The following is a 12515-nucleotide window of genomic DNA, read 5'->3' as shown; positions in this document are numbered from 1 at the left end:
TGGCTGGTCAGGCCGCCGCCCGGCGGCTGTCGGAGGGCTCATGATCCGGCTGGTCCGGCTCGTATCCGATGAGCCAGTGCAGGCCGTGGCGATCGATCACCTGGCCATCGGATGCACCCCACGGTTTCGGGGCCAGAGGGTCGACCACGGTTCCCTGGGCGGCCAGCCTGTCGAACCACTGGTGCAGCACCGACGGTTCGGCAGTACCGAGCAGTGAGAGCATCAGTCCCTCACACCGGACCGTCTCCTCTCCCGGTGGTGCGTCTGCTCCGGCGAGGGCGACGGCGCCGTCGAGCACGCCATGGGCCACCGCCCCCGGGGGTCCGTCCGTCCTGGCGAAGTCCTGGTAGGTGAACAGGGACACCTCCCCGCCGAAGACTTCCGCGTAGAACTCCAGCGCTTCACGCGCTGTCCCTGGGAAGCTGATGTAGATCTGTGGTGACGCCATCCTGCACCGCTCCTCCTGCCACGTGGTGGCCTCGCCCCGACCCTGCGATCGCCTGCTGTGCCGCTCCTTGGTAGCGTGTGCCGCATGCCCATCACACTCGAGAATATAGGCATCGCCGTCCGCGACCTCGAAGCGGCGATCGCCTTCTTCACCGACCTCGGGCTCACCGTCCTCGGTCGCGACACCGTCAGCGGAGAATGGGCGGACACCGCCGTCGGCCTCGATGGCAACCATGCCCGCATAGCCCTGCTCCAGACACCGGACGGCAAGGGTCGACTCGAGCTCTTCGAGTACCTCCACCCCGCAGCGATCGAGACGGAACCCACCCGGCCCAACGAGATCGGCATGCACCGCGTCGCCTTCTCCGTCGATGATATCGACGAGGCCCTCGTGATCGCGGCGAGACACGGCTGTCACCCGCTGCGCGGCGTGGCGACCTACGGGGACGTCTACAAGCTCACCTATGTCCGCGGTCCGAGCGGCATCATCGTCATGCTCGCCGAGGAGCTGACCAGGACCTGACCGCACCGTGGACGGGCTCCCTGCCCCCGTATAATCCGAACATGCCGATCATGCTCCCTCACCGCGGTCCCCGTCCCCAGCAGTGCGCCCTCGGGCAGGGGGGCGGACTGTGAGCGGCGGTCTCGTCGCCCTGCTCGACGACGTCGCGGCCCTGGCCCGCATAGCGGCCGCCTCCATGGACGACGTCGCTGCCGGGGCCGCGAAAGCGGGGACCAAGGCCGCCGGCGTGGTGATCGACGACGCCGCTGTGACACCGCAGTACGTGTCCGGTGCGGACCCGTCCCGCGAACTGCCGATGATCAAGCGCATCTTCTGGGGATCGCTCCGGAACAAGCTGATCTTCATCCTGCCGGCGCTGCTGCTCATCAGCGCTTTCATCCCGGGGGTCATCCCGTTCATCCTCATGCTGGGCGGGACGTACCTCTGCTACGAGGGGGCGGAGAAGGTCTGGCACAAGCTCCGCGGTCACTCGGAGGCCGAGAAGGCGCCGGCAGTCGAGCGGGGCCCGGAGGCGGAGGCCAAGGTCACCAAGGGCGCCATCACCACCGACTTCATCCTGTCCTGCGAGATCATGGTCATCTCGATGACCGAGGTTGCCGACGAGTCCCTGTGGGCCCGAGCGCTCATCCTGATCGTCGTGGCGTTCGCGATCACGGTGATCGTCTACGGCGCCGTGGCACTCATCGTCAAGATGGACGACATCGGCCTGCACCTGACCACCAAGGACTCCGCGGGCTCCAAGCGACTCGGCGGGCTGCTCGTGAAGGGGATGCCCGCCGTGCTGACGGTGATCACTCTCGTCGGGACCGTTGCCATGCTGTGGGTCGGTGGTCACATCATGCTGCAGGGGGCCTACGACCTGGGGTGGCACGCGCCCTATGACCTGGTTCATGTCCTGGAGCACCCCTTCGCGGGAATCCCCGTGGCGGGCGGCTTCCTGGCCTGGCTCGTCAACACCCTGTGCTCGGCCGTCCTCGGACTCGCCTGGGGCCTTCTCGTTCTGGCCGTCGTGCACCCGCTGATGACAGCGCTGCCGTTCGGGAAGAAGGGTGGGCATGAGGAGGGCGACCTCCGTGCCGCAGCTGCCGGCCACCATGCATCGGGACGCAAGGACGGCCCCGCCGCCTGACCGGCCCGCCCTTCGCTCACCGGTGGCCCTTCAGGCACCCGGAATACTAGGAGACGGCCTGCGGCACCCTAGATCCCGTCGTCGTGCCCGGCAGCGGCTTCCGCGTGGTCCCGGTGTAGAGGGCGTGGATCGCGGCAGCCATCAGCAGGGACGCCCCGAGCATGTGCAGCGCCACGAGGGCGACGGGCAGGTGCAGGAAGTGCTGCGTGTACCCGATGGCGCCCTGCGCCAGAACGACGGCGGCGAGGATGACGAGCGCCCTGCGCAGCTTCTCGTGGACCTGCGAACGGTACGCGAGGAGGACGGCGAGAGCCACCGTGGCGACGAGCAGGTACACCGGCAGGGCGTGCAGGCGCGTCACGATGTAGGAATCGAGCCCGTTCCGGGCAGCCCCGTGGTCGCCGGCGTGGGGACCGGAACCGGTGACGACGACGCCCAGGACGACGGCGATCGAGGTCAGCACCGTCGCCGTGACGAGCAGCTGGCGCAGGAGGGGCGGTGCTGCCGGATCCCTCCGGCCGCGGTACTGGTCCAAGGTGAGGCGCGCGCGATTGACCAGCACGGTCGCCAGGGCGACGAGGACCATGGACACGAGGAAGTGGAGGCCGACGACCCACGGGTTCAGGCCGGTCCAGACGGTGATGCCGCCGATGACGGCCTGCGCCGGGATGCCGAGGAAGAGCCCGATGGAGAGCCGGAACAGATCCCTGCGCTCCCGCCGCATCCCGAGCACGGAGACGATCATGGCGACGGCGATGAGAACCAGCACGAAGGTCAGGAGTCTGTTCCCGAACTCGATCACGCCGTGGAGACCCATTTCCGGCGTGGTGACGATCGAGTCCGGCGTGCAGCGCGGCCACTCCGGGCAGCCGAGGCCCGACGCGGTGAGGCGGACCGCGCCTCCGGTCACGACGATGGCGATCTGCGAGACGAGCGAGGCGATCGCCAGGCGCCGTACGAGGGGCGTCGTGGTCCGCGGAAGGGCGTCCGTGAGGCGGGAGATCGAGGGGAGGGTCATGGCGTCAGCTCCATTTGAACCAGCGGATGGCCGCCAGGCTAGCGAGCGCGGCCCAGGCGAGGAGGACGAGGCACGCGACGGGGTCGAGGGTGCCGTCCACCAGGGCGCTGCGCAGTCCGTCGCCGAGGGCGGCGGACGGCAGCACGGAGACGAACGGCTCGGCGGCAACGGGCAGGCTCGTTGCCGGGATGATCACGCCGCCGGCAGCGGCCAGCAGGATCCACACGAGGTTGGTGACGGCCAGGGTGGCTTCCGGACGGAGCGTGCCCGCCACGAGGAGCCCCAGGGCCGTGAAGGCAGCTGAGCCGACCAGCAGGAGGACGGCGGCGGAAAGGATGCCCTCGGCCCTCGGGGACCAGCCCAGGAGCGCGGCGGCACCGCCGATCACGACGAGCTGGACGGCGAGCACGACGGCGACCGCGACCGCCTTGCCGAGGATCAGCCCGGAACGGCCGAGCGGCGTGGTCGAGAGGAAGCGGAGCACCCCGTACCGGCGGTCGAAGCCGGTGGCGATGCCCTGTCCCGTGAAGGCGGTGGACATGGTGCAGAGGGCGAGGACCCCCGGCGCGGCGATGTCGATGCGGCTGGAACCGTAGGCATCGAGCAGCGGAGTGATCACGAGGGCCGTGAGTGCCAGCAGGGGCAGGACGATCGCCAGGACGAGCTGCTCTCCGTTGCGGAGCATCGCCAGGGCCTCGTACCCGCCATGGCGCAGGACGCGGGCCGGCAGGGAGGCGGCTGTGCCCCGGGCCGAGGCGGTGCCCGGCAGGCCCTGTGGCGGAGTTGCTGTGCCCGGTGTCATCGGATGCTCCGTCCGGAGATGTCGAGGAAGACGTCCTCCAGCGAGCGGGGGGCCATCGTGATGGCGGTGGGCATCACGCCGGCGGCGTGCCACCACTCGGCCAGGCGCGCGACGTCGCCCGCCGTCAGCGGCCCGCGGAGGACATAGTGCCCCGGGTCGGGCTCGCGCTGGTGCAGGTGGGGGAGGAGGTCGGACGGAAGCGTCAGGCCCGGAACGGTCTCGAAGTGCAGCTCGCGCATCCCTTCGGCATCCTTGTCGGCCGTGAGGTCCGCGACGGTGCCTTCGGCGACGGTGCTGCCGCCCTCGATGATGTACACGTAGTCGGCGAGCTTCTGCGCGTCGTCGAGCAGGTGGGTGGTGAGGATGACCGCGAGGCCGTCCGCGCGGAGTTCCCGGATGAGGTCGAACACGATCGAGCGGGACTGCGGGTCCAGGCCCGCGCTCGGCTCGTCGAGGAAGACGACCTCGGGCCGTCCGACCAGCGCGCAGGCCAGCGCCAGGCGCTGCTTCTGGCCTCCCGACAGCCGGCGGATGGAGACGGCACCGAACTCGTCGAGGCCGAGGCGCTCGGCCAGCGCGTCCACGGGCAGGGGAGCACTGTACATGGAGGCGACATGGCGCAGCAGCGCCAGCGGCCGGACCGACGGCGGGAGCCCGCCGTCCTGCAGCATCACGCCGACCCGGGCACGCAGCTGAGGTGTGGCCCGGTAGGGGTCCTGGCCGAGGAGGCGGACCACACCGCCATTGGCGCGCTGCAGCCCCTGGGCGCACTCGAGCGTCGTCGTCTTGCCTGCTCCATTGGCGCCGAGCAGCACGGTCACCGCGCCGTGGGCTGCACTCAGGCTGACGCCGTCGAGCACGCGCACCATCCGGCCGTCGAGGGAGCCGACAGGACCGAAATCCTTGATCAGGCCCTCGATCTCGAGGGCGGGGGAAGTTGTCGGCACCCCAATATTCTACGTCAGGTAGTAGGAGGCTGGAGGGCCGCAGGTGGGTAGCCTCGCCTAAGTGGTGGTGCGGAATACATTAGGTCATGCTTGTGTTGTGTATTTTGTCGCCGACGGGAGGAATGGACTGTGACCGCATCGCCCCGCGCCGCCGTTCCGGCGGACGACAGCCTCGCCCCCGATGTCCCTGCCGGCCGTGCCGACCGGATGGCCCAGATCGTCTCCCCGGACCCTGATGAGCGCACCCGCGACCGGGTGCTGTCGGCCGTGCTCGAGCGCGGACCGGTGAGCGCCGCGGAACTCGGGAACAGTCTCGGCTTCACGCCTGCCGCCATGCGCCGGCATCTCGACGCCCTCTCCTCCGACGGCCTCATCGAGGTCAAGCGCGTCCGCAGTTCCGCCACGGGTGCCGGCCGCCCCGCCCGCCGCTACGTCCTGAGCCGGCGCGGCCAGAGCAAGATGGGCAACGATTACCTCGACATTGCCACCGCCGCACTGACGCAGCTCGGTGAGGCCGCGGGTCCCCAAGCCATCGAGGACTTCGCACGCACCCGCTTCTCCGGCATGGAAGAGCGCTACCGCCCCATCGTCGAGGCCGCCGGCCCCGACCTCGAGGCGCGTGCCCAGGCCCTGGCGGGTGCCCTGACGGCTGACGGATTCGTCGGATCGACCAAGACCGTCGGGATGCCGCAGGCACGCGGCGTCCGTACCTCCTCGACCCCGTCGAACCGCCCGGCGATGCTCAGCGTCCAGCTCTGCCAGGGGCACTGCCCCATCCAGGGCCTGGCCTCGGCCTTCCCGGCGTTCTGCGACCAGGAGACCGGCGTCTTCGCCCGCCTGCTCGGCGTCGACGTGCGCCGGCTCTCGACGCTGGCCGGCGGCGGCCACGTCTGCACCACCCACATACCCCTGGGAAGGGCGACGGCGGCTCCGGCAGCGTCCGGAGCCACCGCCGTCCCCGCGGCCGCGGAATCCGCGTCCCCCAGCAATCCAGCAACGTTATCCATCCATCAGCAAGGAAGGCCATGATGACGGATCAAGTAGACCGCAAGCCAGCTGCGTCGGCAGTCCCGGAGTCGGTGATCAGCGACATCCTGGAGAAGAACCCGGAACTCGAGGGCATCGGCACCTACCAGTACGGCTGGGCCGACAAGAACGAGGCGAGCGACAACGCGCGCCGCGGCCTGAGCGAGGAAGTCGTCCGCGACATCTCCGCGAAGAAGAACGAGCCCGAGTGGATGCTCGATCTCCGCCTGAAGGGCCTCAAGTACTTCGACCGCAAGCCTATGCCCGCCTGGGGTGCAGACCTCTCCGGCATCGACTTCGACAACATCAAGTACTTCGTGCGCTCCACGGAGAAGCAGGCGAACACGTGGGAGGACCTCCCCGAGGACATCCGCAACACGTACGAGAAGCTCGGCATCCCGGAGGCGGAGCGTGCGCGCCTCGTGTCCGGCGTCGCCGCCCAGTACGAGTCCGAGGTGGTCTACCACCAGCTCCGCGAGGACCTCGAGCGCCAGGGCGTCATCTTCCTCGACACGGACACCGCCCTGCGTGAGCACCCGGAGATCTTCAAGGAGTACTTCGGCACGATCATCCCCGTCGGCGACAACAAGTTCGCGTCGCTCAACACGGCCGTCTGGTCGGGCGGATCGTTCGTCTACGTGCCCAAGGGCGTCCACGTCGAGATCCCCCTGCAGGCCTACTTCCGCATCAACACGGAGAACATGGGCCAGTTCGAGCGCACGCTGATCATCGCGGACGAGGACTCCTACGTGCACTACATCGAGGGCTGCACCGCCCCGATCTACACGTCGGACTCCCTGCACTCCGCCGTCGTCGAGATCGTGGTGAAGAAGGGCGCGCGCGTCCGCTACACCACCATCCAGAACTGGTCGAACAACGTGTACAACCTCGTCACCAAGCGCGCCATCGCGCACGAGGGCGCCACCATGGAGTGGATCGACGGCAACATCGGCTCGAAGGTCACCATGAAGTACCCGGCCGTGTACCTGGTCGGCGAACACGCGAAGGGCGAGACGCTCTCCATCGCCTTCGCGGGCGAGGGCCAGCACCAGGACACCGGCTCGAAGATGGTGCACATCGCGCCGAACACGAAGTCCTCGATCATCTCCAAGTCCGTGGCGCGCGGCGGCGGGCGTGCGGCCTACCGCGGGCTCGTCCAGGTCCGTGAGGGGGCGAAGCACTCGGCGAACACCGTGCGCTGCGACGCGCTGCTGGTCGACACCATCTCGCGCTCGGACACGTATCCGTACGTCGACATCCGCGAGGACGACGTCACCATGGGCCACGAGGCCACCGTGTCGCGCGTCAGCGAGGAGCAGCTCTTCTACCTGATGTCCCGCGGGCTCCCCGAGGACGAGGCCATGGCCATGATCGTGCGCGGCTTCATCGAGCCGATCGCCCGTGAGCTGCCCATGGAGTACGCGCTCGAGCTGAACCGGCTGATCGAACTGCAGATGGAAGGGGCCGTAGGCTAGCAATGGCTGAGACCACCCACACGGAAATTTCGCCCAACACCGCGCCCGAGGGAGAGGTCACCGACCTCGGCGACCTCGACGAGAAGGCCCGCCTGGGCGCCCCCTCGGGCGCCTCGGCCGCCATCGACGGTTTCACGGAGGAGGGCGAGCGGCTTTCGGCGCGCAACGCGGGCACCGAGCAGCTCGGGCTCAAGAAGCACAGCCACGGCAACGCCCCCGTCGTCCCCGAGGCGTCCCGCGGGGAGCGCCGGAGGTCCTTCGACGTCGCCGACTTCCCGGCCCTGACGGGCCTCGAGGAGGACTGGCGCTTCACGCCGCTCAAGCGCCTGCGCGGACTGCACACCGACGCACCGACGGGCGCGGCTCCGGCCGTCGAGGTGACCGGTGCCGGCAACGTCACCGTCGAGACGGTCGGGCGCGGCGACGCGCGCCTGGGCACCGCGGCGACGCCGGAGGACCGTGTGTCCGCGGCAGCCTGGAACGCCTTCACCGAAGCGACCGTCATCACCATCCCGAAGGAGACGGTGGCCGACGGTGAGGTCATGGTCAGCGTCACCGGCTCGGCGTCCGCGGCAGCCGCTCAGCACCTCCTGATCCGCGCGGAGGCCTTCTCGAAGGCCGTCGTCGTGCTGGACCACTCCGGCTCTGTCACGCTCGCACAGAACGTCGAGATCGTCGTCGGTGACGGCGCGGAACTCACGGTCGTCAGCGTCCAGGAATGGGACGACGACGCCGTGCACGTCTCCTCGCAGCAGGCGAAGGTAGGACGCGACGCGCGCTACAAGCACGTCGTCGTCAGCCTCGGCGGCGACCTCGTGCGCCTCACGCCGTCCTCGATCTTCACCGCCCCCGGCGCAGAGGTCGAGATGTACGGCCTGTACTTCGCCGACGCCGGCCAGCACCTCGAGCAGCGACTGCTGGTCGACCACGCCGTGCCCAACTGCAAGTCCCGCGTCACCTACAAGGGTGCCCTGCAGGGCAAGGACGCGCACACCGTGTGGGTCGGTGACGTGCTGATCCGCAAGGCGGCCGAGGGGACGGACACCTACGAGACCAACCGCAACCTCATCCTCACGGACGGCGCGCGGTCCGACTCGGTCCCCAACCTCGAGATCGAGACGGGCCTCATCGAGGGCGCGGGCCACGCCAGCGCCACCGGCCGGTTCGACGACGAGCACCTCTTCTACCTGATGGCCCGCGGCATCCCCGAGAAGGATGCGCGCCGCCTCGTGGTCCGCGGCTTCCTCACCGAGGTCATCCAGCAGATCAAGGTACCCGCGCTCGAGGAGCGGCTCTCCGAGTCGGTCGAGCGTGAACTCGCGGCAGGCAACCTCTGATGGCCGATGGCCCCAGCGGCGAGCTGATCTGCAGCGTCGACGACATCCAGGTGAAGCAGGCGCTGCGCGTGCTCATCGACGACTATCCCGTCGTCATCGTCCGTGACTCGGACGGTGAGATCCACGCCCTCGGCGACACCTGCTCCCACGCGGACGTCTCCCTGTCCGAGGGCGATGTCGAGGGCTGCACCATCGAGTGCTGGGGCCACGGCTCCCAGTTCGACCTGCGCAGCGGTGCCCCGCTGCAGCTCCCCGCCTACGAACCGGTCCCGGTGTTCGCTCTCGAGATCCACGACGGCGACGTCTACGTCGATATCACGACGGTCACCAACGGAGCCCCCGCCCCGCAGTTCGGCTAGCGCGGCCGTCCACGCACACACTTCCTGCACAGCAGGCGAAGGAGAAAGAATACGATGTCCACACTTGAAATCAAGGACCTGCACGTCAGCATCGACACCGAGCAGGGCAACATCCCCATCCTCAAGGGCGTCACGCTGACGATCAACACCGGCGAGACCCACGCGATCATGGGCCCCAACGGTTCCGGCAAGTCGACCCTGGCGTCGACGATCGCCGGGCACCCCCGCTACAAGGTCGACAGCGGCTCCATCACGCTCGACGGCGAGGACGTCCTGTCCATGAGCGTCGACGAGCGTGCCCGCGCCGGCCTCTTCCTGGCCATGCAGTACCCCGTCGAGGTACCCGGCGTCACGATGACCAACTTCCTGCGCACGGCCAAGACCGCCCTCGACGGCGAAGCCCCGAGCCTGCGGCACTGGACCAAGGACGTCAAGGCTGCCATGTCGCAGCTGCGCATCGACGCGGACTTCGCCCAGCGCAACGTCAACGAGGGCTTCTCCGGCGGCGAGAAGAAGCGCGTCGAGATCCTCCAGCTCGAGCTCTTCCGCCCGAAGTTCGCGATCCTCGACGAGACCGACTCCGGACTCGACGTCGACGCCCTGAAGGTCGTCTCCGAGGGAGTCAACCGCGAGCACTCGAAGGGCGAGATGGGCACGCTGCTCATCACCCACTACACGCGGATCCTGCGCTACATCAAGCCGGACTTCGTGCACGTGTTCGTGGCCGGCCGCATCGCCGAAGAGGGCGGTCCGGAACTCGCCGACCGCCTCGAGGAAGAGGGCTACGATCGATTCACGGCCCAGTCCGCGGTCGAGGCCTAGGACCACCAGGATCCCCGGCACGTCCGCGTGCCGGACCACCTGACTACTGTTCGGAAGGAAGAGTGCGATGAGTGATGTGCAGCAGGCGCAGACCGCGCTGGATGACATCGAGGAAGCGCTGCGGGACGTCATCGACCCGGAGCTCGGCGTGAACGTCGTCGACCTCGGGCTCCTCTACGGCCTGAAGTACGCCGAGGACGGCGCCCTCCTGATCGACATGACGCTCACCACGGCCGCGTGCCCGCTGACCGATGTGCTCGAGGAGCAGGTCGGCCAGGCGCTGGACGGCGTCGTCGATGAGTGGCGGTTGAACTGGGTGTGGATGCCGCCGTGGGGTCCCGAGAAGATCACCGAGGACGGCCGCGACCAGATGCGGGCTCTCGGCTTCAACATCTGAGTTTCCCCGGCGATCAGCCGGAGGGCGGCACCAGCATGCGCTGGGGCCGCCCTCTTCGTCGTTCCGGGGGAACTCAGCCGTCCGTCGGGTTCCGACGACGGCCGGCTGCCCCGGGGTCTCCGTCCTCGTCGTCCCCGTCCTCGTGGTCGCCGAGGCCCCTCGCTGCAAGCGCCTCGCCCGTCCGGTGGGCATACGCCACCGCGCCGACGACCAGCGGCGTCACGGCGACGCGCGGGCTCCGGTCCAGTCCCCGCGCACGGGCTGCCTCGCGGACGTCGACGAACAGGCCCGCGAGGTATGGGATGCTCCGCAGCATGATCGAGAGGGCGAGGGCGAAGCGTTCCGGATCGGCGCCGAGCCGGCGGAAGGGCCGCACCAGCCGCACCACCCCGTCGAGGAGCTCCTGCGTCGGCGTCGTGAGGGTCACCGCCCGCGCCGCCTGCAGGCAGGCCACGATGCCGCCCACGACCACGAACGCGCGCAGCCACCCCTGGGCCACGCCCTGGTAGAGCGCGAGGATTCCGAGGACGGGCGCCGCCGGCAGGAGCATGCGCAGCACGCGCGCGGGGGAGAGTCGTGCTCCGGCCAGGAGCGCACCGGCCGTCACGGCCAGTGCTGCGGCCGTGGTCACCGGCGATCGCCATGCCACGACGGCGACGGCGCATACGAGGGAGGCCGCCGCCTTGAGCGGGAGCGGCAGCCGGTACAGGAAGCCCCGGCCGTGCTCGTACAGGCCGAGGGTACTGCCGAAGCCCCTCACGGCCGGCCGTCCGGCACCGCTGCCGCCAGCCCGCGGTAGAGCGCCACGGCGTCCGCAGGCGCACCGTCGAAGACGACCCTGCCGTCGTCGACCACGAGTGTCCGGTCGCTCTCGAGGGCGAAGTCGAGGTTGTGGGTGGTGAAGACGACCTGCTGGTCGAGGCCCGCGATGAGCGCGCGGACCCGGGCGTCGTTGCGGAGGTCGAGCAGCGTGGTCGGCTCGTCCGCCACGAGGATCCGTGGCTCCACCGCGAGGACGACGGCGAGGGCGAGGATCTGGCGCTCACCGCCGGACAGGTCGTAGATGCTGCGGTCCGCGAGGTGCGCCACGCCGAACCGCCGCAGGACGTCCTCACCCCGCCGGCGGCGCTCTGCGGCAGGAAGCTTCTGGGCCCGGAGAGACAGCTCGACGTCCTCGCGCCCCGTCGGCATGACGAGCTGCGACAGGGGATCGGTGAAGACGAACCCGACGGCGCGGCGCACGGCCCGCCCCGCGGTCCGGGTGTCCTGTCCGAAGACCGCCACCGATCCCTCGGACGGGGCCAGCAGGCCGTTGATCAGGCGCAGCAGGGTCGACTTCCCGGAGCCGTTGGCCCCGATCACCGACACCCGCCGTTCCGCCAGGGTGAGCGTGAGGGGGTGGATGAGCGTTCGGGCCTCGCCGTCGTCCGTCCGGACGGCGGCGCCCCTGAACTCAATCACGGGGTGCGCGCCTCCGGGTGGAGAGCAGTCGGGGGAAGGCGCGGTGGACCGACACGGCGATGAGGGCGGCCAGGACGTTCTTGACCACGTCGCCGGGGAGGTACGCGGCGTCAATGAGGACCGCCTCGCGCAGGGGGAGGCCGGCGTTCACCATGAGTCCCGCCACGCCCAGCGGGTGGATGGTCAGGAGACTGGCCGCCAGGCAGGCGAGGAAGAGGAGGCCCGCGCGGAACCGGCGCGCCCTGCGCAGCACGACGACGGCCAGCAGGCCCGCGACGAGTGCTGCGAGGGGGAACGCGAGGAGGTATCCGGCCGACGGTCCGCCGAGGACGCCGAAGCCGCCGTTGAAGCCGCTGAAGACCGGCAGGCCGATCAGCCCGGCGACCAGGTAGAGCAGGACGGCGGCCGCTCCGCGTCCCGGTCCGAGCACGATGCCGGCGAGCATGACACCGAGGGTCTGCAGCGTGATGGGCACGCCGAGCGGGCCGACCGGTATACCGGGTAAGATTGCAAGGGCGGCGATGAGGGCGGCAAAGACCGCAACCAGCGAGAGATCGGTGGTATCCCACCGCTTCCGGGACGACCGCCGGCTCCCGCCGGCCGGTCCGGTGACGGTTTGCTCCGCTGGCTGCATGGCGCACGCTCCTTCAGCAGGCCGGAGTCGCACCGGCTCTTCCGGTGATTTGTCGAATTCCTCCAGCCGTAACTGCTTCTGTACCGAGACTAGCGCCGGTCATTCGGGGATCCCTTGTGGGATTCCTACAAGAAAACG

General features: G+C 69.5%; 15 protein-coding genes. 8 read left to right on the top strand and 7 right to left on the bottom strand.

What is annotated here, in order from left to right:
* Positions 1-7: 7 nt before the first annotated feature.
* Positions 8-448 carry a VOC family protein gene (locus tag ACX80J_RS08910; protein WP_459344478.1) on the bottom strand — a complete coding sequence of 147 codons (441 nt, stop codon included), beginning with the start codon at positions 446-448 and terminating at the stop codon, positions 8-10.
* Between the two features lie 84 nt (positions 449-532).
* Between ACX80J_RS08910 and ACX80J_RS08905 the strand changes: the two genes are divergently transcribed.
* The gene (locus tag ACX80J_RS08905) at positions 533-970 is read left to right on the top strand and encodes a VOC family protein (RefSeq protein ID WP_459344477.1); all 438 of its coding nucleotides are present in this window, start codon (positions 533-535) and stop codon (positions 968-970) included.
* A 109-nt stretch (positions 971-1079) separates the two neighbouring features.
* On the top strand, positions 1080-2099 hold the full coding sequence (locus tag ACX80J_RS08900; RefSeq protein WP_459347511.1) for a DUF808 domain-containing protein: 1020 nt from the start codon (positions 1080-1082) through the stop codon (positions 2097-2099).
* Between the two features lie 46 nt (positions 2100-2145).
* Here ACX80J_RS08900 and ACX80J_RS08895 read toward each other — a convergent pair whose 3' ends face one another.
* The 3 genes from ACX80J_RS08895 to ACX80J_RS08885 are packed head-to-tail and all read right to left on the bottom strand — an operon-like array spanning position 2146 to position 4866.
* The gene (locus tag ACX80J_RS08895; protein ID WP_459347510.1) at positions 2146-3117 is read right to left on the bottom strand and encodes a COX15/CtaA family protein; all 972 of its coding nucleotides are present in this window, start codon (positions 3115-3117) and stop codon (positions 2146-2148) included.
* Positions 3118-3121: 4 nt separating this feature from the next.
* Positions 3122-3919 (bottom strand): ABC transporter permease, encoded by a 798-nt coding sequence (locus ACX80J_RS08890; RefSeq protein ID WP_459347509.1) that lies wholly within the window; start codon positions 3917-3919, stop codon positions 3122-3124.
* Complete coding sequence (locus ACX80J_RS08885; RefSeq protein WP_459347508.1) at positions 3916-4866, bottom strand: ABC transporter ATP-binding protein; 951 nt, start codon at positions 4864-4866, stop codon at positions 3916-3918. The genes ACX80J_RS08890 and ACX80J_RS08885 overlap by 4 nt, the downstream gene beginning before the upstream one ends.
* A gap of 207 nt (positions 4867-5073) precedes the next feature.
* Between ACX80J_RS08885 and ACX80J_RS08880 the strand changes: the two genes are divergently transcribed.
* From ACX80J_RS08880 to ACX80J_RS08855, 6 genes are all read left to right on the top strand, one after another.
* The gene (locus ACX80J_RS08880; RefSeq protein ID WP_459347727.1) at positions 5074-5895 is read left to right on the top strand and encodes a helix-turn-helix transcriptional regulator; all 822 of its coding nucleotides are present in this window, start codon (positions 5074-5076) and stop codon (positions 5893-5895) included.
* On the top strand, positions 5895-7367 hold the full coding sequence (sufB, locus tag ACX80J_RS08875; protein WP_087073216.1) for a Fe-S cluster assembly protein SufB: 1473 nt from the start codon (positions 5895-5897) through the stop codon (positions 7365-7367). Before ACX80J_RS08880 ends, sufB begins: the two co-directional genes overlap by 1 nt.
* 2 nt (positions 7368-7369) lie before the next feature.
* On the top strand, positions 7370-8704 hold the full coding sequence (sufD, locus tag ACX80J_RS08870) for a Fe-S cluster assembly protein SufD (protein WP_459344472.1): 1335 nt from the start codon (positions 7370-7372) through the stop codon (positions 8702-8704).
* On the top strand, positions 8704-9063 hold the full coding sequence (locus tag ACX80J_RS08865; protein WP_459344471.1) for a non-heme iron oxygenase ferredoxin subunit: 360 nt from the start codon (positions 8704-8706) through the stop codon (positions 9061-9063). The genes sufD and ACX80J_RS08865 overlap by 1 nt, the downstream gene beginning before the upstream one ends.
* 54 nt (positions 9064-9117) lie before the next feature.
* The gene (gene sufC / locus ACX80J_RS08860) at positions 9118-9885 is read left to right on the top strand and encodes a Fe-S cluster assembly ATPase SufC (protein WP_301227818.1); all 768 of its coding nucleotides are present in this window, start codon (positions 9118-9120) and stop codon (positions 9883-9885) included.
* 67 nt (positions 9886-9952) lie between these two features.
* Positions 9953-10282, top strand: coding sequence for a metal-sulfur cluster assembly factor (locus tag ACX80J_RS08855; protein WP_087073208.1), 330 nt, complete (start codon positions 9953-9955; stop codon positions 10280-10282).
* Positions 10283-10355: 73 nt separating this feature from the next.
* Here the strand turns inward: ACX80J_RS08855 and ACX80J_RS08850 are convergent, their stop codons facing one another.
* From ACX80J_RS08850 to ACX80J_RS08840, 3 genes are read right to left on the bottom strand one after another with little or no spacing between them, the layout of a single operon-like run.
* Positions 10356-11042: an energy-coupling factor transporter transmembrane component T family protein gene (locus tag ACX80J_RS08850; RefSeq protein WP_459344469.1), complete on the bottom strand. Its 687-nt coding sequence runs from the start codon at positions 11040-11042 to the stop codon at positions 10356-10358.
* Positions 11039-11743 (bottom strand): energy-coupling factor ABC transporter ATP-binding protein, encoded by a 705-nt coding sequence (locus ACX80J_RS08845; RefSeq protein WP_459344468.1) that lies wholly within the window; start codon positions 11741-11743, stop codon positions 11039-11041. Before ACX80J_RS08845 ends, ACX80J_RS08850 begins: the two co-directional genes overlap by 4 nt.
* Complete coding sequence (locus tag ACX80J_RS08840) at positions 11736-12377, bottom strand: biotin transporter BioY (RefSeq protein ID WP_459344467.1); 642 nt, start codon at positions 12375-12377, stop codon at positions 11736-11738. Before ACX80J_RS08840 ends, ACX80J_RS08845 begins: the two co-directional genes overlap by 8 nt.
* Between the last annotated feature and the right edge of the window lie 138 nt (positions 12378-12515).

It is taken from the genome of Arthrobacter rhamnosi, assembly GCF_054510975.1.
Note: the sequence above shows the minus strand (reverse complement) of the source record. Positions and strands in the feature narration are given on the sequence as shown.

Coding starts and splice junctions, on each gene's coding strand:
- ACX80J_RS08910 (WP_459344478.1), bottom strand. CDS start 448: ATGGCGTCACCACAGATCTACATCAGCTTCCCAGGGACAGCGCGTGAA.
- ACX80J_RS08905 (WP_459344477.1), top strand. CDS start 533: ATGCCCATCACACTCGAGAATATAGGCATCGCCGTCCGCGACCTCGAA.
- ACX80J_RS08895 (WP_459347510.1), bottom strand. CDS start 3,117: ATGACCCTCCCCTCGATCTCCCGCCTCACGGACGCCCTTCCGCGGACC.
- ACX80J_RS08890 (WP_459347509.1), bottom strand. CDS start 3,919: ATGACACCGGGCACAGCAACTCCGCCACAGGGCCTGCCGGGCACCGCC.
- ACX80J_RS08880 (WP_459347727.1), top strand. CDS start 5,074: ATGGCCCAGATCGTCTCCCCGGACCCTGATGAGCGCACCCGCGACCGG.
- sufB (WP_087073216.1), top strand. CDS start 5,895: ATGACGGATCAAGTAGACCGCAAGCCAGCTGCGTCGGCAGTCCCGGAG.
- sufD (WP_459344472.1), top strand. CDS start 7,370: ATGGCTGAGACCACCCACACGGAAATTTCGCCCAACACCGCGCCCGAG.
- ACX80J_RS08865 (WP_459344471.1), top strand. CDS start 8,704: ATGGCCGATGGCCCCAGCGGCGAGCTGATCTGCAGCGTCGACGACATC.
- sufC (WP_301227818.1), top strand. CDS start 9,118: ATGTCCACACTTGAAATCAAGGACCTGCACGTCAGCATCGACACCGAG.
- ACX80J_RS08855 (WP_087073208.1), top strand. CDS start 9,953: ATGAGTGATGTGCAGCAGGCGCAGACCGCGCTGGATGACATCGAGGAA.
- ACX80J_RS08840 (WP_459344467.1), bottom strand. CDS start 12,377: ATGCAGCCAGCGGAGCAAACCGTCACCGGACCGGCCGGCGGGAGCCGG.